Below are 21,939 nucleotides of genomic sequence, written 5' to 3' on the forward strand. Positions count from 1 at the left end.
AATGATGCTCACAGCAACATTAGATGCTAAAGCACATCCTAGCGTAGAATCTGAAGAAGTTACAGTACAATCACCCCAAGGAAACAATAGCAATACCTCAAGATGGTTTAAGTTCAAAAACCCATTAAGCCATCTTAGTAATATATTAGGATTCAATAGCGGTAGTACTGCGCCTAAAGCTCAAGAAAAGCCCATTACTATAGAAGAACTACAGGACTTATATAACAATGATCCCGATGAGCAACTACACAATAACTTTAATAATGTAAACACATCATTTAATTTTGCAGCAGATGGATCTGCCACTCTCAGCAGAGACAGTATATATTTCATGCCTCAAGACAATCTTGTAACGAAAGATTGGGACGAGGAGACTATATATTCTGAACCATGGGACGATACCGCACTTGCAGAAGGATTGCCATCTGCCCCACCACTAGAATACTTAGCATCAGCACCTAGCGATAATGATTTACCGCTACCATCAGCACAACCTGCAGAGGGAATAACAGAAACAGAGAAGGCAGCTATCGAGATATTAGACCAAGTACTAGATGGCGATAGTGCATACGATACATTATCAGATGACACAATATCAGATACTTCATCAGAACACTCTTTAGAATCAGATTGCAGCATATCAACCACGCCTAGCATACCGAGATCATCAGATCAAAATCAAGGTGTTAAAACTGAGATAGGTGGCATGAGTATAACGATCCCAAATCATTTTTTTGCAGTAGATAAAGAAGACACTTCGAGTCTATCTAATTTTAGTGAGAATGATGATGAGTGGGATGATGAAGAGGACGATAAGTGGAGCAAGCAGGCTATAGAAGATGTTGCCAAAAGAGTAACACCGGAATCAAATGATACAACAAACACAGAACCAGTAAATACTTTTAATGGCTCTGATACTACTAAGTCATCAACATCAGTTCCAATACAAGATTTACCTAAGATAGTAGGGTGTCAGTATAAAGAGCCATTAATTCCAAACAATCATTATAAAGCAAAACAAAGTTCTACTGTGATTTTAGCGGAACTTGAGGTTAAAGATGAGCTACAACAGACTTTAAGCAGAAGAAGAGCAGTAATGGAGATAGAAGAAGATGATGAAGTGGAAGGGTTAGATGAGGAAAATGAAATATCATCACCTACATCAGCTTTGCAATCAGCACCACCTGCAGATGCTATATATTCAAAACTATCAGCATCTGAGGAAGCAAGACAAACTATCGAAAGAAATAAATCAGCAATAGCAAAGAACAAAGCCTTATTAGAAGCGAAATACGCTACTATTGCAAAATCAAGATTAGGCTTAGCATACAAAGATCCTGATACTAAAATAGGCGATGCATTCACTTCTGAGTTTGAGTCAAAAAATAATGAACAAGTCATAGATAACGATGATACAGCTTTAATATTGCCTCCCCCACCAACGGAAGCAGAATTAGCATTAATGGATACGGGCATAATATCCAATTCTAATGATATCAATGCCACTCAAACAATAGACTATGACGTATTAGAAAAAGAGCAGGATAGGCTGCCCCTACCACCATACCCAGTAACAGAGGTGGATAGAGAGAAAAATATATCTGAAATAATAGAAAACGCTGATGAAGATTTACTGTTTCCTCCCCCTCCAACGGCAGAGGAATTACAGGAGTTGGGCATAGTGTCTGATGTTACTGAGGATGATGCAATAGAAGATTTACCATTTCCACCACCTCCATCAGAAGATGAACTAGCAGCGTTAGACCAACTTACTGAAGTATCAAACCTCAAGCAAGCACCAGTAACAATGGCATCTATATCATCTGAGCTTCAAGAAGAAAGCGAGTATCATGGAGATAGTGATATCTTGACCCAAGAAACAGTAGAAGACGACGATATCCAAAACTCTATTACTGAAGTAGATGTTGATGCTGCATCTAGCGAACCTTGCGTACAAGCGACCTCTATAGACAAAGAAGAGATGCTTAAAAAAGCAGCTATGGTAGCAGCATCACATAACCAAGCACGTAATATGAGTAAAATAGCAAGTCATCAGATTAAGCACCGCATTTTTGCTAAAGATATAGTAACTGCGGCTGTTGCTGCAGGTGATGAAGAAGCAGGTGGAGCTCTAGATGATGCAGCTGAAAAAACCCACGGCTATAGTATATGGAGTAGTGGTACGCTTGGCAGTAACAAACAAAAATCTAAAGCAGACTTAAATGGATACAGCACTAAAATAGCTGGAGGCACTATTGGGCTAGAGCTTAACCTTGAGAATGATTTGCTGGTAGGTGGCAGTTTTAGCAAGTGCACTAGTCGTGTGAAATATCAAGATCAAGGCGGGTCAAGTGATTTACGAAGCAGTACTGCAAGTACCAGCACTAAATATGATACTCATATATTTAGTCTATATGGCTCACGTCCAGTAAGTCGTGATATCAGCATGTCGGTAATAGGTTCAGCAGGCTATAGCAAAGGCACAAAAGCAAGCTCAAAGTTATTGAGTCTTGAGCCTCATCTTCACTACAGAATAGAGTTACCGAGAGCAGTAACGCTAATACCTCACATTGGATTGAGATACGAATATGAGAAAGCAAGTCGCCATAAAGAGCAAATAGCAAGTAACCTATCTATAGAGCATTCTAAAAAGAGCTACCAAGCCTTTAATGGTGAGATAGGCAGCAGAGTAATATTTGCCCCTATTAAACTAAATGGTAGTACTTCACGGGCAATATCCATAACACCTACTGCTCATTTCTCGGTAGAGAGAAGAATAGGTAGCAGGGGCAAAAGCCATCCTTTCACTTTAACGTACTACGAGTCCAAGCAAACTATCGGAACTGGCACCATATCAACTAATGCTCAGAACGAAAGGACGAGTCTTAATGCTGGGGTCGGATTAATAGCGAGCCGGAAAAATATTAAGTTAGAGCTACTATACGACCATACAAGGCAAAAGCGATTTAAGAGCCATCAAGGGGTTTTAAAGCTGAAGGTGAGTCTCTAGACCAAACGAATAAAAAACCCTTAAGAAAATAACAAAAATAAAACAGTCGTAAGGCAAAGAGGTAGGTATTACCTACCTTAACATTGCCAATAARGACATAAAGAATTAATCTTAAATTAATACTTAGAAAACAAATTAATAAAAGAACAACCTTACAACAGTCCCAAGGCAAGAAGGTGTGTATTACCCTAGTACTGTGGAGCGAGTATAGGCATGAACAGATTAAAAAGTAAAATCAAAATTAACCAAACTAGCATAAAAGCATTAGATCATGTCATAGCGGGCTACAAATTGGTAAGAGACATGAAGTTTGAAGATGCCCTAAAAAGTTTTAATAAGGCATTAAGAGTTAAGCCTAATTTTGCAGAGGCCCATTTTGGCAAAGGTGGTGCACTATTAAAATTAGTTCAATATGAGGCATCACTTAAAGAATATGATCTAGCCATTAAGTTTAAGCTAGAAGATGCAAGAGCATATCACAGCAAGGGTTTAGTGCTAACGAAGCTTGGAAGATATGAAGAAGCACTTAAAGCTTTTAACAAAGCGATAGCATTAGATCCTAGATCTTATTCGGCGTATCAAAAAAAGGGTAGGATATTACAGGATTTAGAAAGATATGATGAGGCAGTGACCATGTATGATCAAGCTCTATCGTGTTCGAATATCATTATTCCCGCAATAGAAGTAATAATGCTCGCAAAAATAGAAATCTTAGGAAAACAACAAAAGTGGTATGAAGTAGAAGCAATATTAGAGGAGCCGAAATTAAAGGATTTATGGGAGGAGTTTAAAGCGACGCAGAATGTATTATTTTCTAAATGTGCATATAGCAAAGGTGAGTATGAAAAAGCTCTTAAATATTGTGATGAGGCAATGCGGTTAGATAATAATATGAAGAGTGACGCATTACATATTAAAATCTCATGTTTCATTAGATTAGAGCAAAGAGACAAAATAATTGCTACAGAGAATGAAGGGCTACAAAAAGATATGAATGATGGCTGGATTTTAATGTCCAAAGCAATCAGGAAAATAAAAGAGGGAGATTCAAAAGAAGCAGACAGTTATTTTAGGAGAGCACAGCGGTTTGGTGGAACAGGAGGAGCTAAAGCAGCAGAGGTAGAAATATGTTACTGCTTGATGCGTGCTATTCAGTTAAAAATGCGTGGGGCGTACAGTGCAGCAATACAGTCAATCAATGAAGGGTTAGCATACGACTTAGAGTTCCACCGTCAAAGCCTACTGCGACATAAAGCAGTATGCTTAAACAAAATAGAATATTTTGCAGAGGCTGTAGAATGTTGTGATGAGTTTCTAGCTCATGATACATCTCTAGCAAATGATCCATCTCGTATGGAGGTATTAGCCGCAAAGGCAGCAGCTCTACATGGACTTGGTCAATATAGTGCAATGCATGACATTATTGGTGATTTAAAATCTCAATTACCTGAGTTCTTTGAGGAGTCAGAAGAGAAGCAAAATGGACAAGTATTACAGTTCCCGCAAAGCAAGAAGACATAAAGAATTAATCTTAAATTAATATTTAGAAAATAGGTGTTGTATGAAAAATGTAGAATATCAAGAGAATATAGCTGAAGTAGGGGACATAATAAAAACAAGTACTGAAAATACTACTGAGTACTTAAAGCAAGGAATAAAATTGTTTGAGACTAATAAGTTTGAGGAAGCTTTAAAAGTATTTGAAGCGTTAGTGTTAATGGATAGAAGCAGTGCCAGTGTATATTACTATTATGGTAATACGCTTGATAAACTTAAAAGATATACTGACGGGATGGTAGCATACAAAAAAGCAATAGAGCTAGAGCCAAATGACGCAGTATCTTATAACGTTCAAGGCTCTGCATTACTTAAACTTTGGAGATATGAAGAAGCACTCGAAGCTTTTGATAAAGCAATAGAGCTAAAGCCTGATTATGCGGAGGCTTACACTGGTAGAGGAAAGGCATTAGATAACCTTGGACGATACGAGGAGGGGATTGTAGCCTGTAACAAGGCAATAGAGGTAAAACCTGATTATGCAGTAGCTTATAACATTCAAGGCTCTGCATTACTTAAACTTTGGAGATATGAAGAAGCACTCGAAGCTTTTGATAAGGCAATAGAGGTAAAACCTGATTATGCCGAAGCCTATAGTCATAAAGGTTATACCCTTGATGCACTTAAGAGACACGAAGCAGCGTTAAAGGAGTTTGATAAGGTCATAGCATTAAATCCGACTAATGAATACGCATATTTATCACAAGTAAAAATTTTTCAGAAGCAAAATATGTATGATAAAGCTCTAGCAGTAATCAATAAGTTAATTGAGCAGCATCCTACAGATGATGAGATTTATCAAGAAAAAGGAAAACTATGTAAAGAATTTGGTAAATATGAGGAAGCATTGGAGTCTTACGAAGTCGCAATAAAGTTAAAACCTTGTCCATGGTATGAGTTAATGAGAAAAAGTATTTTAGTGGAGCTAAAAAGATATGAAGAGGTAGTGCAATATTATGAGAAGAAAATAGGAAAATGCTCAAATTATTACAAAAATTATAAAGAGAAGGGGGTTGCTTTATTTTTTTTAGGTCGATATGGAGAAGCAATTAATGATTTTGACAAAACCATTTTATTAGAGCCTGATTATGCGGAGGCATATTACAGTAAAGGCAGAGCGTTGCATAAACTTAAGAGATACAAGGATGCAATTGAAGTATATGATAAGGCGATAGAATTAGAACCTAAAGATGCGGCATATTATTTTGACAAAGGATGTGCACATAATTTCTTAGCACAGTATGAAGATGCGATTAAAGCTTTTGATAAGGCAATAGAATTGGGTGATAAATATGCTTTTGCATATAATCAAAAAGGATATGCTTTATATGGACTAAAAAAGTACGAAGAAGCAATTATGGCGTTTGATGAAGCCATAAAACTAGAACCCAATTTTCAGAATGCACTGAATAATAAAAAGTTAGCATTAGAAGCCATAGCACGTCAAACTCAAGATAAAGATTTTACTACATTATTAATTAACACGCCACTATCACCTTGGGCACGCAAAGTAGCACAGCGGAAAATAGAAAGCTTAAAAATTTTGCAAAATGGTAGTAGTGAAAAAAGTCAGGTAGAGAAATATCTTAACTATCTGTTTAGGCTTCCATGGGGCAAGTATGACGAAACATCTATTGATATTATCGAAGCTGAGAAAGTGCTAAACGAAAATCACTATGGTCTTGAGAGCGTTAAACAGAAGATTATAGAAGCTTTAGCATTCATGGCAAACTCTCAGAATGCCAAACCTCCAATATTATGTTTAGTTGGTGCTCCTGGAGTCGGCAAAACATCAATCGCTCAAGTAATATCAAAAGCACTAAACCGTAAAAGTGTTACATTATCACTTACCGGTGCAATCGATGAGAGTTTGGTGAGAGGGTGTATGGATTTTTATGTTGGTGCGAAACCAAGTAAAGTACTCTCGCTCCTTTCTGAAGCAGGAAGTAGTAATCCCGTGATGATCTTAGATGAAATAGACAAAATCAGTAAAGAAAGAGGCTCAGCACTTGAAGGAGCATTACTACAGTTAATAGACCCATCACAAAATGATAGCTTTACTGATGATTACTTTGATTTTGGTTATGACATGTCAAAAGTATTTTTCATCGCCACAGCAAACTCAATCGATAATATCTCATATCCACTATTACACCGTATGGAAGTAATTGATATTAGTGGTTATACAGATAATGAAAAAGTAAAGATCACGCAAGACTACATCATACCAAAGCTAATGCAAGAGGCAAATGTGCCAAGCAACAAATTCACACTCTCGGACGAACTAATCAGGTACATAATCGAGAACTATACTAGAGAATCAGGCGTTAGGGACATTGAGCGAAAAATAAGAGAGTTACTACAAAAATCTCTCTTAGCAGAAGCAAGACACGCCCCAATCACCTTAACTAAAGAAACTATAGATGAATATTTCAAACACTCTAAATATCACAAACAAAAACTACAAGATGATGAAGTGACTATTGGTATGATCAATGGTCTTGCTCATACAGCAAGAGGAGGCGATTTAATAAAAATAGAAGCTTCAAAATACAAAGGTGACGGCAAGATTAAAGCAACAGGCAAACTAGGCGAAGTATTAAAAGAGTCAATAGATGCTGCAATGACCTGTTTAAAATCAAGCATAGATTCTAAAACCAAGGAAATCAGCGATGACATCTTAAAGACTCATGACATACATATACATTTGCCAGCAGGAGCAACGCCTAAGGACGGACCATCTGCAGGAATTACGATATACACAGCTCTTTATTCGCTACTTAGTAACAAGAAGATCAGACAAGATATAGCAATGACTGGTGAGATTACATTAAAGGGTAGGGTGCTTGAGATAGGAGGGCTTAAAGAAAAGCTAACAGCTGCAGTAAGAGAAGGTATTAAGGAAGTCATCATTCCTAAGGATAACGAGCGTGATTTAGCTGAGATACCTGAAGAAATCAAAAAAGCACTAGTAATACATCCAGTATCAAATACTAGTGAGATACTAGGCATAGTATTTGATACCAAAGTATCTAACACAACCGCCAAGCATTAACGGAGGTAGGAGTATGTTAAAAACACAAATTAATAACACGCCCGATAATCAAAACATCAATCGGTCTAATGTCATATCTTTTTTAGATTTTAAACATAGGAAAGAGCATCAAGGATTAGATGATATTGAAGAATATCTTAGAAAAGCCGAGATTCTAGACAAATTGCTTAAGTATGAAGAGGCACTAGAAGCATATGACAAAGCTATAGAGTTAAACTCACAATGTACAGAAGCGTATTTAGGTAAATGGTACATATTAGAAGAACAAGAAAAGAACGCCGAGGCACTTGAGGTGTATATTAAAACAGAAGAGTTAAAAATTCCTAATACAGATTCCTATATTCATTTTCAGAGTGGCAATGCCCTTGATAATCTGAAAAGATACGAGGAAGCAATCCAAGCTTTCGACAAGGCGATAGAGTTAAAGCCTGATGATGCAGTAGCCTATTACAATAAAGGCAATGCTCTTAATATTCTCGAAAGATATGAAGAGGCGATTGTAGCATACGACAAGGCAATAGATCTAGACCCTGATTATGCGGAAGCATATTCTTAAAAAAGAAAAAAGGATAAAAAGAATTGACAGAGTTATCCTATACAATTAACGTTTTTGTATAAAAAAGTTAAGTAATAAAGAAGTAGTAAAGCATTTTAGCAACAAAAAATTAAAATATAAAGGAGGTTTTATGAGTAAAGATGGACAAGATGATAAAAATGTAAATAATGACAAAGAGAAACAAAAAGATACGCATGATCTACAGGCTCTTAACGACATAGGATCAATTATTGCCCGTATGCATTCTGCTAGCAGTGTTGCTACATTACAGGATATTAGAAATTCTGCTCGAAATATTCAATCTGATGATCCGCGTATTCAGGCTATAATAAAGAAAGTACAGGAAGTGGTGTTACGCAAAGAGTTAATAGCAGAAAATCAGCTTAATTCTGAACAGATGCAGAAAGCGTTAGAAGAATTAGCAGAATTAGAAAAGCAGAGGCAACGTGAAGAGGAAGTAATAAAATATCAAATAGCAGTAGCTCAGCAAATTCAGGAAGTGCAAACTCTTTATAGTGAATTTAAGGAAAATGCAGAAGAATATAAAACAAAATATATCCCACTTAAGGAGATGATTAAAGTTAATGCAAAAGGAGAAGAGTATCATCATGAGGAAGGAATAAATGAGAATATTTTAACCCATGAAGAAATAGTAGAACGTAGGCAAAAATTTGCGGGACTTAAAGAAAAAGAAACAAAAATAGCTGAGATCGCAACACAAGCATTAGAAGAAAAAGCAAAACTGCACAAAGAAGTTAAAGATTTAGAGCAACAACTTAAAGAGCAAAATTTATCTTCGGGTAAAATTGAAGAATTAAAAGACAAACTAACAGTAAGCAATGAAAAATTAGCAAGCAATACTACTTTAGTAGATACAATTTTAGCAAAACAAAAAGAGATTAAAGACGATATGGAAGAAATCGTATCAACCCATAAAGAGGATAGAGCAAAAATAGACAGATTAGGTAAAATTATAGAAAAAACAAAAATTAATTTAGAGCCTGATAAACATACATTGCTTACTAAAAAACATGCTTTATTAAAAGAACAACATGAAGCAATAGTGGATAATAAAAAAATAGATGAAAAAAATAAAGGTGAGCGTAAAGAGATAAGAAGTAAAGTAGGAGCGGTAAATATAGCAAAAAATATGAGAAATAATTTAGCTAATAAAGAAGAGCAAAAAAAAGATAACAAGACTAAGAAGAAAGGTCGGGAAAGATAAATAAAATAGTAGAATTTAAAATACTAATTAAAATGAGGAAAATAATATGTCAAAAGAAAAAAGTGCAGCAGAATTATTTGAAGAATTTAATAAAAATTATGATAGCAAAGAAACCAAGAAATTCGTAGCACAAGTTAAAGCCGATTCACAAAAATTAGATAAAATGTTTGTTACAACACCAAGTGATCAAACTAGTAATTATCACCACCATGATGATCATAAAGTTGAAAAAATAGGTCACACTAAAGGAAGCTGTGAAATAATGTAATAGAGTATTGATTCAACGACTTCTCCCGCCATCTTTTTGATTATTTAAAGATTTGGTAGAGGTGGTATTCTTAAGGTTTTGATTTTGAGGAGCGGAAGATTTAACAGAATGTTTAATATCAGAAAGCTTCTCAAGGTCTTGCTTAGAAAGTGAGGATAGTTGTTTTGGAATATCTGGCTTTTGTTCTTGCGTGCGTGTTGGAGGTCTTCTACCGATCATATCATCTATTGAGGCATCAAGGAAGTTTGCAAGGGCAAGGGTAGTCGCAGCACCGGGCGTAGCACTGATGTTAGGATCTAGGAACATTAGTAATGTGCGATCACTAACGCCGATTCTTGAAGAAAGTTGAATAGGGCTAAGCTTCAATTGTTGCATGTGGTGATTGATTAGAGATGTTAGGTTTTTAGTTATTGAATTATGAGTTGTAGTGACAAAAGCCTTGGGCTTGGTGCTGTAATATTTTGAGTCACGACCTAATATTTCATCAATAGAGACGTTGCAAAAATCTGCAACTTTAGTGAGGGTAGACAGTTTAGGATTAGAAAGTTTCCCCTTGATCATTTTGTTAAAAACGGGTGAAGTAAGACCACACTTCATGAAAAAGTCTTTTTTCTTAATTTTCATGTCTGAGATTTGCTGTGTCAAAAATTCTTGTATATTTTTGCCTAGAGACATGCTATTAAAAAAACAAATAAAATTTCATAATTCTTCTTGACAAGCAAGATGAAAGATGGTTAAGCTTTAATTAGCACTAAAAAATTGTGTGGAATTTCTTGCATGATTTGAGAAAGGATTTGTTACTTCTCAGTAAGTATTATTAGTTTGGCGACCGATATACCTACTGAGAATGAAAACATATGAAATTAATTAAATAACCGCGAGCGGTTTTTTTAACTAACCAACCATAAAGGTATTCTTATGCTAATACGCATTTTCAAAAATATCAAGTCTTTTCAAGACAAAAATTCCAAAAACATAGAAAAAAATATAAAAAAAGTCACAAAAGAAACAAATAGTGGTTATTTAGCGTCGCTATATTCAACCGGTAGTACGCTAATAGACAACTATATCCAACTTGTTACATATTTTGTGTAATTAATTTAACCAATCATCAGTAATCAATTAATCAAAAAGGAGCAAAGCTAATATGAGGACTAAAGAAGTAATTAATATTTTAAGAAACCAATCTGATAAATTAAAATATGCCGCAATAATTGGCACTACATTATTGATAGCCGTAGATGCGAACGCAGCATGGGATTTAAGTAAGCAAGTCGGGGATGCGATAATATCGCCCGTAGTGAAGTTATTTAAAGATTATGTTTCATTGATTATTGGTGTAGCAGCTGGGGGAGGCTTGGCTCTTGGCACGCAAGGTGATTTAAGAGAGAGATCAAAAGTAGCAGGGATCGGCTTTTTAGGAGGATATGGAGTGATTGAAGTTATCAAAGCTATGACCGGCATTTGAAAAATCTAGGTAGAAATATGACAGTACTAGGAGCAAGTAAGCTATGACAAAAGTAAGATTCAATGAATGTTTAAACAAAGAGACACGATTTTTCAATATATCGATTGGAGTAATTCTTGGTAGTGGTACGACAGGTATTACTGTTTGGGCTTTAAAGAACTTACTTTTTGGCGTAGCTGCAAGCGTTGTTGGTGCAGTTATGGGTAGTTTTCTGATGAAGGAGTACAGGCTTGGCAATATTCAAAAGAATTTATATTGGCGTTGGCTTGGTTCAAGAGTTTTTCTTGGCAAGCATATACCTTCATCATACCAGCGGAGAATATTTTAAAAAACTTAAGAGCTAAAAGCTAAGAGTAAATAAAGAAGAATATTAGCAGTAAAATTAATAAGCATAATAAAAAACAAATAAAAACCATGCAGGAAAAAATATTAAGTGATCAAGCAAAGATGCTAACTAAACAAAGAGGTTTATTTTTAATTTTAACCTTAATGCTTAGTTTTATCTGCTGCGGCTTAACATTAAAGTTAATTACTACTCGTGATAAAACGATATTAGTACCAGGACTTGCTCAAGAAGTATGGCTTGGACAAGGGAAGGTATCAGAAGGGTATATAGAAGAGGTGAGTTTAATGTATTTGTCGATGCTGCTTGATTTAAACAAAGATGTAGTAGGTTATAAGGAAGCGTTAATAAGCAAATATATAAGCCATAGCAGCACTAAATATATGAAAGAGATCAGACAATATTTTTCGCATGTTAAGGAGCAATATAAGCAGTTTGGATTATCTACATATTTTGCCGTTAAATCTTTAGAAGTTAATACATCAGATAATAGCGTGATTGCTAAAGGAGTGCTAACTACGAAGTTTGGGGATCACGGAATTGACGTAAAAGAGACGTCGTATTTTTTAAGTTATGATTTAGCCGGAAGCACTCTTAGATTAAAGGAGTTTCATCATATTGCAAGCGAGGAAGAGCTGAAGAAAAAAGAGGCACTACTAAAAGAGGAAGAGGAAAATATGCAGAAGATAGAAAAAGCAGTGAATAAGAGAGGTATACATCATGATCAGTAGAGTTAGATCGTTAATACTTAGCATTACCTTTATCATTTTAACAACAGGTGCTGCATTAGCAGATCAAACATATTGCGATAAGCAAGGCAGTAGAATTAAAGCGGTAATCAGCAAAGAGCATTTGAATAGAGTATGGTTTGCAGGCAAATCTATTATTGAAGTAATAGGCGATAGCACAAAATACAAGATATTGCAAGATGCTGTAGGTAAGAATTTATTTATCACGCCTCTTGCAGCAATTGGTGAAGATATAGAGATGTCAGTAATTGAGGCAGGAGGTCGCACAATTGATCTTAGTTTAAGAGTAGCAGGCAGTAAAGGACAGGTAATTTTCATAGAAGAGAAGAAAAACTGTTATTCATCAAAAGATACAGATAATCAGGAAATAGCAAGATTAATGCGATATATGCATTCAAATAAACCTGATAAATATATTGTAGATACAAGTAAGAGAGAGATCCACGCGTTAGAGCCTCAGGGACTAAAAATAAGACAAGATATGTCATATAGATATGGTCCTTATGTAGGGGCAAAATTAACTATTACTAATATTTCCTCAGGTGTTTTTAAAAAAGGTAAAGATATATCACTTACTGATTGTCTATTAAAGCAGATATTTGAAGGTGAGCATGCAATGATTGGGAAGAGCTGTAGCATATTACGTCCTGGGCGTAATTGTGTTGCGTTTGTAGCCTTGAAGGAGGTGGAGAGTGATTAATTTAAAAGAAATATTTAAAAATATCAGAAATAAAAGAACAAATTTAACATCATCTGACAGTGAGTCCATAGAAAACACAAGTGTTAGCACATACCGCAGAGCACAAGAGAGAAGATGGTTATATGTATGTCTGCTAATTTTAGGTGTGCTTGGTGCTGTGATGAAGTTACAAATCGGCAGCACTAATCAGATTAAGCATGAGGAAAAAACAGAGGGTGAAGGGCGTAATATTGGCACCTCGTACGAGGCGATGGACGGCAACAGAATATGGCAAAACCACTTTGAGGATAAACTAAGAAGTAGCCAGCATGAGTTGCAAGAGAAAGTAGAAAATTTAATGCGTGATATGCGTGCTAAGGAAGAAGAGGAGCGTAAGCATCGAGAGCAAGAACTGCAAAAAATGGCTGAGCAGCTAAAATTTGCTCAGGATGAATTAAAAAGTGCGGCACTGGAGCTAAAAAGAGTCAGTGATATTGCTGAGAGTAATAAATATGAACAAGAAGCAGTAATAAGAGGCGGGGAGGTCAGCTCAATTAAGCTTGGTAGTAACGTGCAGTGGGACAAGCCAAAAGACATACGTGATTACATACCTGAGACTAGTTTTGTCAGTGGTTATACTTTAGGTGGGATTGTAACTTCTACTGGGATTAATACGGCAAGCGAGAATGCAACACCGGTGGTAATAAGGCTCAGTAACAGAGGCAATTTACCAAAGAACATTAATGTAGATATTAGTAAATGCAGAATTCAAGGCAGCAGCTACGGGGATCTCTCTAGTGAGAGAGTTATTATTAGGGCTGAGAAATTAATCTGTATTGATCCTAAAACGGAGTTAGTGACCACTAGTGACGTTATAGGTGTAGTGCATGGTGATGATGGTATGAATGGTATTAAGGGCAAAGTCATTGCCACAAGTAACAGACATATTAAAAATGCATTTATTGGTAGTATGCTAAGTGGTCTTGCCTCAAGCAGTAAAGGAGTAGAAGGTTTAACTCTAACATCACTTGGAGCGGTAAATACAAAACGCCAAGGATTTAAGGATTTAGCAGGTCAAGGGCTTTTAAGCGGCGGCAGTAACGCAGGTGAGAAGATAGCTGATTATTATTTAAGACTTGCTGAGCAGATGTCACCGGTACTTACCGTTCCTGGCGGAGTTAAGGTGGATGTGATATTTACTAAAGGCTTTTTCTTAGGCGAAGTTGGCATGCAACAAAAAATTGCCAAAGCCCGCAAGATTAATAAGCAAGTACAGGCGGAGGAGTATGATGAATATTAAGAAACTAGTGCAGAACAAAAGGCCGTGGTCAATGTTATTGATTGCTGTAAGTATGAGCGGCTGCTCTACATATAGTAGTCATTTTGGTTGTCCTGACGCAAGAGGACTGAATTGTGCACCAGTAAGCATAGTGAACGCACAAATAGATAGCGGCAGGATTGAAAGCGTCGCAAATCAAAAGAAGAGATGCAAGGGCGGTAAATGCTATACGCAGAATCAAGATGATATGAAGCCGGAATTGAAGTTAGAGGATTTAAGATAAGATGGTACTTGGAAGATTAATAGAGAAAGTAGAAGATTATTGCGGGTTTACGTCAAGTGAGATGAAGGAAACTTCAACAAAACGTTTAAACGAGCACCTTGAGAATAATTTTTTAGGAGCAGTACCACTAAAAGATTACCTGCCCTATAAAAGCTATGTACCTGGTATTGGTATATTTTTTAATGATGATGGTATTGCTGGTTTTCTGACAGAAATCTCGATGAGAGTAGGTAGTAACGAGCTACTAGAGAAGAACCTAAATCTTTTCTTCAATAATGAGATTCCTGAAGGGATTTACATGCAGTTTTTAGTAGTAGGCAGTAATAATATTGAAGATAAGTTAAGTTTATGGAGAAGCGAAAGAACAGCTCATAATGATCCTATGTTAGATAGAATTACAAAATATCGTGAGGCTTTTTTAAGAGAGAGAGCTAGAGATATCGGTAATAGTGATGGACGCATAGGAAGAGATTGGAAAACTTATGTCAGCTGCACTATGAAAGGCGTGGATGGAAATAACTCTAAATTAGAGTTACTTGTTAAGTTTAAAGAAAAGTTACTTAAGAAATTTGCATCAATTAAGCTAAATACTCGTAGTTGCGATGTTGCTGATTTAAAATATCTTGTTAATGACCTGGTTAATATGCAGCTTACTCCTTTATTACTGCAAGGAGAAGTAGGCAAAAAAAGTAGCAAGGCAGAAAATAGCAGTCATACAAAAATTAATTCTAATAAGCATAATTTACTTGAGCGTATCTCGGATCAGATATTTGAGGGGCTGCATGAGGCAAATATTACTGAAGAAGAGATCAAGCATTTAAAAACTGATTTAGTTACTAGAGGATATTACCTCAAGAAATTACCTGAGAGTTTTGGGATTAACGATATGGTGTCACTTCTTGGACCTGATCTTGAAGGGGGTTTTCCTGCAAGATTAATAATAAGTTACACCATAGCTAATAACATTAATAAGGCAGATGAGGGCAAAATAATTGCAGAAGGCTTGCGTAGCATTCACGCATCAGAGAAATGGTACACAAGACATGATATTAGTTTGCAGAATGAAGCGAAGTGGTGGAAAGTCTTAATTGATCGCAATAAAAATGGTGAGAGATTTTTAACTGAGAATTTGCAAATATTTATCACAACTACAAAAAATGCTGTGGAGATTGCGGAGGAAAAGCTACTTAGCCACTATAACAGTTTAGATTTTCAATTAGCACGAAATGACAAGTTACATCTTGTGAGCCTATTATCAATACTTCCAATGCAGCAAGCAGCTTTTTGGAAATCTTTCAAATTCTTTCAATTAGTAAAAAACGTACCTGCAAGTGAGGTAGTTGCTAAATTACCTATTCATGGGGAATGGAAGGGTATTAATAGAAGCGGCGTATTACTACTTGGTCGCAAAGGTGAGATGTTTAATTGGAATCCATTTTATAGGGTAGGGGGAGCTGGCAACTATAATGTATGCGTGATGGCACCATCAGGTAGCGGTAAGTCGTTTTTCTTGCAGGAGCTCGCTACTAGTTTAGTGTCTCAAAATGTACAAGTATTTGTGCTAGATATAGGCTCGTCTTATCAAAATATTGCTGAAGCCATGGATAATAGTGAGTTCTTAAGATTTAATGCATTAAATGATCTATCACTTAATCCGTTTCATGGAATTATAGGTAGCGGAGCTGTTTATTTAGAAGCTCAGAAGCTAAAGCGCGAAGGTAAAAGTAAAGATGAAATAATGCAGCGTACAGGTCTTACTTCTGAAGGATTAGAAATATTATTTTCTGAAAATAATAATACAAAAGAGGTCGCCGAGAATGAGACTATTGAGGTTTTAAAGATTGGAGAGCATTTTGTAACCAAAGATGCAATTATTTACGCAAAAACTACTATAGCTACAATGTGCGGTGTGAGCGGGGATAACACAAAAGAAGCTATCATTGAAAAGGGATTGAATGAAGGAATAAAGCAATACGGAGACACATTAAACTTAGATAAATATGCGGGTGTTTTAGAAGAGATGGAAAATGGTATGGGAAGAGATCTTGCAATATCTCTATATCCATATACATCAAATGGGGTGCATGGTAGGTATTTCAGGCAAGGCAAGAATGCTAAATTCAATTCACCTTTAACTGTGTTTGAATTTGAAGAAGTAAAAGGTGATGAGGTGTTTTTATCAGTCATTTTAGGGATAATATTAATGCAAATCACAATGCAATTTTTATGTGGGGATAGAAGCAAGAGATTTGTATTAATTGTTGATGAGGCATGGAGGATTATTGACCATAGTGTAGGTTTTTTAGAAGCATTTGCACGAACTGTTAGAAAATACGGTGGGAGTTTAATCACCTGCGTACAAGAGTACAAAGATTTAGATAACGGACCTAAACATCAAGCAATTTTAAATAATAGTAGCTGGACAGCGGTGCTGCGTCAAGAGCCAGCTGGGATTGGTCAGATGAGGCATTCTGAGAAGTTCAAGAACTGTGCATCATTAATAGAGACTATTACAAAAGATCCGGAGAATAAATATTCTGAGATTATGATTATGGGAAGTAACTTACGTGTTATAGGGCGGTTAGTGGTAGATCCGTATAGTGAGTGCCTGTATTCGACGGAGAGTGAGGATTATGGCTTTTTGCATCAATGCAAGAATAATGGGATAGATAAGGATACGGCAATAAGAAGGCTTATCAAAAGAAAAGGCAAGAAACTACCGGTATTTAAGGTGGAGCATAAAAGTATAGAGTCAAAAAGCGGTAGAGAGGAGATAATCATAACATGAGTCAGAATCAGAGATCAAATAATGAGTCTCAGGCATCACTTCAGGTGGAAGCGTTAAATAATGTTGCAGTTAATAAGCATCAAGTGAATGTAACCATGATATCTATAGTATTATTAATATTCTTAATAGGGTGTTGTTGTGGACATCTTGGCTCTCAAATGCTCTCTAATTACCAAGATAAAATGCAAATATTATATGTATCACGCAGTGAGATAATGGATTTAGAAAAAGCAAGAGTTGAGCAGAGCCAAGACCCTGCTGGCAGGATGTTTTTTGGAGCGATTAATAAGGCAATCAGTTTAATTCGGAGAGAAGCTAGTAATTATGAGGATAATTATCACCACGTGATATTTGTAGGAGATAATTATGTAGAAGGGGGAAACACTAAATCTATTAGTAAAGAAGTATATGAAAAAGTAATACATCAATTAAATGGCACAGAGTAGTAGTATATAGTAATGAAATTAATATTTAAAATACTAATAATTTGCAAAGTTATATTAATTGTTGAGGCACATGCTATGGATTTAGGAAAGCATGGTGCAACATACGAGGTAGTAGAGGAAGGGTTTGTCAGTATGATCAAGAATCGTTTATCGGGGCTTGATTTGCAACAACATCAAGAAGAGATGCTACAAGCAGCAAGACGTCAGGTATTAGAACCAGCACCTGTTGTAGGATTAAGAGCTACAGGTGAGCCAAGGGAGTTTTGGTATGATCCAAGTTCTACATTAACAAAGGATATTAAACTACCTGACGGCAAGATATTACATAAGGCAGGCACAACAGTGAATCCGCTAGATCATATGGTATTTGATCGTGAGTTAATATTCATCGATGGAAGAAGTAAGAAACAAGTGGAGTGGCTTAAAGCACGATTAGATGGTGCAGAACAAAATAATACACAGATGATAGTTACACAAGAACGCCAAGAAGAAAATAATAACCTAGAGATTAGGATAATTCTTGTAGGCGGTAAAATACTGGAGTTACAAGAAGATATAGGCAGAACATTATATTTTGATCAAGCAGGTGAGTTAACAAATAAGTTTGGTATAGAGCAAGTACCGGCAATGGTGGTACAAGACGGTAAGAGCCTTAAGATATCTGAAATCAAGATTTAGATTAGACGCAAAATAACTGCTGGCGACGAATAGGAAAAAGAACGTCGCTAGCAGCAAGAGTCATAAAGAATAACGTTAGTAGGTGACAAGAAGAAGAGAGAAAAACCTACTAACATAAATAATGTTAAAAGTAATAATCGGCAAGAGTCAAGAAGAATTAAAAAAAATAGTAAAAGGTAATCATGGTAATAAAGCAATATAGTGGGAATGATGGTACTAGCATTAATATTCAAGGATACGCAGAGTTTTTAGAGAAATTAAAGAATCGAGTTGCTACAAGCAGATTGAGAGCGGCTAGAGCAGTTAACACGGAGCTAACAACACTTTACCATTATATTGGTACTGAGATTTTAGATCGTCAAAAGAGATATGGCTGGGGTTCTAAAGTAATAGATAATTTGAGCCAGGATTTACACTCAGCTTTTCCTGAAATAAAAGGTTTTAGTAGTAGAAATTTAAAATACATGCGACGCTTTGCTGAAGAATATCAAGATTTTCAATTTGTGCAAGAGGTGCTTGCACAATTAACATGGTATCATAATGTAACTTTATTAGACAAAATATCGGATAAACGCACTAGATTATTTTATATACACCAGGCAATAGAGTATGGTTGGTCACGCAATATTATGGTTATGCAAATCGAGCTTGCGTTACATAAGCGTCAAGGTAAGGCAATAACAAATTTTCAAGATACATTACCATCTCTACAATCAGATTTAGCTTATCATACACTTAAAGACCCATATATTTTTGATTTTTTGAGTATAGGTAATGAAGCACATGAGCGAGAAGTAGAAAAAGAATTAGTAAAACATGTAGAAAAGTTTTTATTAGAATTGGGTGCAGGGTTTGCATTTGTAGGACGACAGTATCACTTAGAAGTAGGAGAACAGGATTTTTATATTGATTTATTATTTTACCATTTAAAATTGCGTTGTTTTGTAGTGATTGAGCTAAAGAATAAGGACTTTAAACCGGAATATGCGGGAAAAATGAATTTTTATTTATCAGCAGTAGATGATATTTTAAAACACCCAACGGACAATCCAACTATAGGATTAATTTTATGTAAATCTAAAAATAATGTATTAGCCGAATATACATTACGAGATATGAGCAAACCTATTGGTTTAGCTGAATATAGATTAACAGAAAGCTTACCGGAGGAAATAAAAACAGATCTTCCTACTATAGAAGCATTAGAAGCAGAATTATCTAAAGATTTAAACTTTAAAGAAGATAAGAATCAAGAATAAAAATATAAAGTAGTAAAATAATGAGAAGCAAAGACTATATAAATAAAGTGGTTAACCATTCACAAAAGGCTAGCAGTAGCGTGAAAAAATATTTTTGGCGAGTATGGGCATTAGATAAGATGATGACATGTTCACTAATTATGAGTTTATCAACGCTCATGATACCTAATTTAAATGATGTAATAACTCTATTTATTATTATCATGCTAGGTTTTGGATTCTATATTATAGTTGCAAGTCTATTTGATTATGGCGGGAAAAAGGTCTTAGGGCATTTCAGGAAGACAAAGTCGGAAGTGGCAAATGTGGGGCAAAATAATCCTGTGATATTTGGAGATAGCCTAGATGAACTCACCAGTAATTTATATGCATTAGGTTTTAAGCTAAATGCAAGAATCGGAGAATATTATTTATATAAAAGTAGGAATTTTATACTGCCTAATGGGGATTTTTTAGTCAAAGAAGTAGGTGGCGTGTGCAGGATATATTCTACTCGTTTTGATCTCATTTTGAGATTAACAAAATATATTAATCTGCAATTTTCAAATAATTATAAAGATATAGAGCAAAAAGATAATGCTGACAACTATAGCACATGAAGTAGGAAAAATAATATTATAGTACTGGTGAGTAATAGAGCTGCGGATAGCTTCGGCTACGAAACACATAATGCTCCAAATAACTATGCGCTCTAGCCAATGTATAGTTACTATAAAAGTGACTGTACCACTAAGATCAAAATGAGCATAGCAATTGGTAGTCATTGAGCAGAATATGATAAATAAGAAGTATTTTAAACAAACACTAAAATATTTAGTAACCATAATAAGCAACCAACAAATACAAATAAAGGAGCAACAGTTTAAATAGCAATGAAGTATAATATGAGAAGTCCGATTCTCTGCAAAATGCTTGCCGGCGACGCAGAGAATCGGATGATAACACAAAAGATCATCATACTGATAATGGCAATTTGCATGCCTTTTTCAGTATCTGCAAATATTACATGTCAGGGACGATTTGTCAATCCCGTAACGGATATATGTTGGTCTTGCATATTACCTATTTCCATCGGCAGCATAAATATCGGCAAGGGAATAGCACCTAAAAAGAGAGATACTAAGAATCCAAGTAGTCCTATTTGTATGTGCACTAAAGCAAATATTCCAACGCCAGGGATATCTATAGGATTTTGGGAGCCTGTGCGTTTAGTAGATGTGACAAGGACGCCATATTGTATGACTAATTTAGGCGGTGTATCTCTTGGCAGTGATAATAAAAAAATAAGTAGTTTTAATAGGAGTTATGCGGATAGCAGTTATAGACATGATAGCTTTTATCACGTGCATTACTACGCTTATCCGCTCATTTACTGGTTAGAGTTAATTACCGATTTTATGTGCTTAGAAAAAGGTAGTTTTGATGTTGCTTATATGTCGGCGTTTGATGTTACTTGGAACGATCCAAAGCTACAGAGTTTATTAAACCCTGAAAGCATATTATTTGGTAATCCCATAGCACAAGCAGCATGCAGTATGGACTGCTCTGCTGCAACCCTTAAATTACCAATAGATAGCATGTTTTGGTGCGGCGGTTGTCTTGGCAATCTATATCCTTTTAGCGGAGCAAATGCGGATCATGAGGGCGGCGTGCAATCTAGTAGTTTACTGACTTTAAGAGTTCTTGCAAAGCAGCATAGACTTGGTTTTGCAGATGTAACTTCAACAAGTAGTTCTAAGGTAAATGGACCGTTATGCCGCAAGTCTAAAAATCTGAAGATTAAAAAGAGCCAGTACAAGCTACAGATGGTCAATCCAAGAGCTACAACCGGTGGCATAGATATTGGTTGCTGGCCAGTAGGTCTTACTGATACTGCCTATAGTAGCTTTCGTGAGTATCCGTATAAAGGGCAAGATTTTGGTTATTTAATTTGGAGGAAAAAGAATTGTTGCGCACTCTAATTTTAATGATTTTATCAGTTTATTGCGTGCCCAGTTTAGGGAGTGTTTTGGAGGTATCTAAAGAAGATATGGAATTCGCTAAAAAGCTTCAGGTACAAGTACAAAACACGTTAAATACAGGACTTAAGGAAAAATATCAAGAATTTGAGCAAGTATCTAAAAATACTGCGACTGCTCAAAATGACAAAACATTAGATGCAGAAGATACACCTACAGTTTTAGGTGATGATAACACAAGACTTAGAATTTTTGTAAGCAGCTCTATGAGTTTAAATTTACTACGTAGTTACTATAAAGAAGCTCAAAGATATGGTGGTCATTTAGTGTTTAACGGT

General features: G+C 35.8%; 19 protein-coding genes and 1 pseudogene. 19 read left to right on the forward strand and 1 reads right to left on the reverse strand.

The genetic code is table 11. From position 1 onward, the window contains the following. From KYQ89_RS08090 to KYQ89_RS07385, 6 genes are all read left to right on the forward strand, one after another. Positions 1 to 3,010, forward strand: a 3,010-nt coding sequence (locus tag KYQ89_RS08090; RefSeq protein ID WP_256621486.1) for an autotransporter outer membrane beta-barrel domain-containing protein, incomplete at its 5' end; no start/stop codon positions are given. 213 nt (positions 3,011 to 3,223) lie between these two features. Next, positions 3,224 to 4,531, forward strand: coding sequence for a tetratricopeptide repeat protein (locus KYQ89_RS07365; RefSeq protein WP_218461044.1), 1,308 nt, complete (start codon positions 3,224 to 3,226; stop codon positions 4,529 to 4,531). A gap of 40 nt (positions 4,532 to 4,571) precedes the next feature. After that, on the forward strand, positions 4,572 to 7,622 hold the full coding sequence (locus KYQ89_RS07370; protein ID WP_218461045.1) for a S16 family serine protease: 3,051 nt from the start codon (positions 4,572 to 4,574) through the stop codon (positions 7,620 to 7,622). 13 nt (positions 7,623 to 7,635) lie between these two features. Continuing rightward, positions 7,636 to 8,178 (forward strand): tetratricopeptide repeat protein, encoded by a 543-nt coding sequence (locus tag KYQ89_RS07375; protein WP_218461046.1) that lies wholly within the window; start codon positions 7,636 to 7,638, stop codon positions 8,176 to 8,178. A 130-nt stretch (positions 8,179 to 8,308) separates the two neighbouring features. Beyond that, positions 8,309 to 9,403 (forward strand): hypothetical protein, encoded by a 1,095-nt coding sequence (locus KYQ89_RS07380; RefSeq protein WP_218461047.1) that lies wholly within the window; start codon positions 8,309 to 8,311, stop codon positions 9,401 to 9,403. Between the two features lie 46 nt (positions 9,404 to 9,449). Next, a complete protein-coding gene (locus KYQ89_RS07385) occupies positions 9,450 to 9,671 on the forward strand; it encodes a hypothetical protein (RefSeq protein WP_218461048.1) in 222 nt (73 codons plus the stop codon). Between the two features lie 12 nt (positions 9,672 to 9,683). Here the strand turns inward: KYQ89_RS07385 and KYQ89_RS07390 are convergent, their stop codons facing one another. Beyond that, positions 9,684 to 10,316 carry a helix-turn-helix domain-containing protein gene (locus tag KYQ89_RS07390; RefSeq protein WP_256621652.1) on the reverse strand — a complete coding sequence of 211 codons (633 nt, stop codon included), beginning with the start codon at positions 10,314 to 10,316 and terminating at the stop codon, positions 9,684 to 9,686. A gap of 502 nt (positions 10,317 to 10,818) precedes the next feature. Here KYQ89_RS07390 and KYQ89_RS07395 point away from each other — a divergent pair. The 13 genes and pseudogenes from KYQ89_RS07395 to KYQ89_RS07455 all read left to right on the forward strand — a co-directional run. Then, entirely contained in the window at positions 10,819 to 11,139 is a 321-nt protein-coding gene (locus KYQ89_RS07395; protein WP_256621654.1) for a hypothetical protein, read from the forward strand. A gap of 43 nt (positions 11,140 to 11,182) precedes the next feature. Next, positions 11,183 to 11,467, forward strand: a complete 285-nt coding sequence (locus KYQ89_RS07400) for a hypothetical protein (protein WP_218461050.1) — start codon at positions 11,183 to 11,185, stop codon at positions 11,465 to 11,467. An 86-nt stretch (positions 11,468 to 11,553) separates the two neighbouring features. Next, entirely contained in the window at positions 11,554 to 12,213 is a 660-nt protein-coding gene (locus KYQ89_RS07405) for a TraE/TraK family type IV conjugative transfer system protein (protein ID WP_218461051.1), read from the forward strand. Continuing rightward, positions 12,203 to 12,931, forward strand: a complete 729-nt coding sequence (locus KYQ89_RS07410; RefSeq protein ID WP_218461052.1) for a type-F conjugative transfer system secretin TraK — start codon at positions 12,203 to 12,205, stop codon at positions 12,929 to 12,931. The genes KYQ89_RS07405 and KYQ89_RS07410 overlap by 11 nt, the downstream gene beginning before the upstream one ends. Next, complete coding sequence (locus tag KYQ89_RS07415; RefSeq protein WP_218461053.1) at positions 12,924 to 14,210, forward strand: TraB/VirB10 family protein; 1,287 nt, start codon at positions 12,924 to 12,926, stop codon at positions 14,208 to 14,210. Before KYQ89_RS07410 ends, KYQ89_RS07415 begins: the two co-directional genes overlap by 8 nt. Continuing rightward, positions 14,197 to 14,472, forward strand: a complete 276-nt coding sequence (locus KYQ89_RS07420; protein ID WP_256621656.1) for a hypothetical protein — start codon at positions 14,197 to 14,199, stop codon at positions 14,470 to 14,472. The genes KYQ89_RS07415 and KYQ89_RS07420 overlap by 14 nt, the downstream gene beginning before the upstream one ends. Position 14,473: 1 nt before the next feature. Further along, positions 14,474 to 17,260 (forward strand): TraC family protein, encoded by a 2,787-nt coding sequence (locus KYQ89_RS07425; RefSeq protein ID WP_218461054.1) that lies wholly within the window; start codon positions 14,474 to 14,476, stop codon positions 17,258 to 17,260. Next, complete coding sequence (locus tag KYQ89_RS07430) at positions 17,257 to 17,706, forward strand: hypothetical protein (RefSeq protein ID WP_218461055.1); 450 nt, start codon at positions 17,257 to 17,259, stop codon at positions 17,704 to 17,706. Before KYQ89_RS07425 ends, KYQ89_RS07430 begins: the two co-directional genes overlap by 4 nt. A gap of 12 nt (positions 17,707 to 17,718) precedes the next feature. Continuing rightward, positions 17,719 to 18,384, forward strand: a complete 666-nt coding sequence (locus KYQ89_RS07435) for a conjugal transfer protein TraW (protein ID WP_218461056.1) — start codon at positions 17,719 to 17,721, stop codon at positions 18,382 to 18,384. A 182-nt stretch (positions 18,385 to 18,566) separates the two neighbouring features. Further along, on the forward strand, positions 18,567 to 19,643 hold the full coding sequence (locus KYQ89_RS07440; RefSeq protein ID WP_218461057.1) for a YhcG family protein: 1,077 nt from the start codon (positions 18,567 to 18,569) through the stop codon (positions 19,641 to 19,643). Between the two features lie 20 nt (positions 19,644 to 19,663). Next, positions 19,664 to 20,242 (forward strand): hypothetical protein, encoded by a 579-nt coding sequence (locus KYQ89_RS07445; RefSeq protein WP_218461058.1) that lies wholly within the window; start codon positions 19,664 to 19,666, stop codon positions 20,240 to 20,242. A gap of 273 nt (positions 20,243 to 20,515) precedes the next feature. Beyond that, on the forward strand, positions 20,516 to 21,604 hold the full coding sequence (gene traU / locus KYQ89_RS07450; protein WP_256621660.1) for a conjugal transfer pilus assembly protein TraU: 1,089 nt from the start codon (positions 20,516 to 20,518) through the stop codon (positions 21,602 to 21,604). 68 nt (positions 21,605 to 21,672) lie between these two features. After that, a pseudogene (locus KYQ89_RS07455) lies at positions 21,673 to 21,939 on the forward strand (type-F conjugative transfer system pilin assembly protein TrbC); the annotation flags it as partial.

Source organism: Rickettsia sp. TH2014 (assembly GCF_019249195.1).
GTDB classification, from domain to species: Bacteria; Pseudomonadota; Alphaproteobacteria; order Rickettsiales; family Rickettsiaceae; genus Rickettsia; species Rickettsia felis.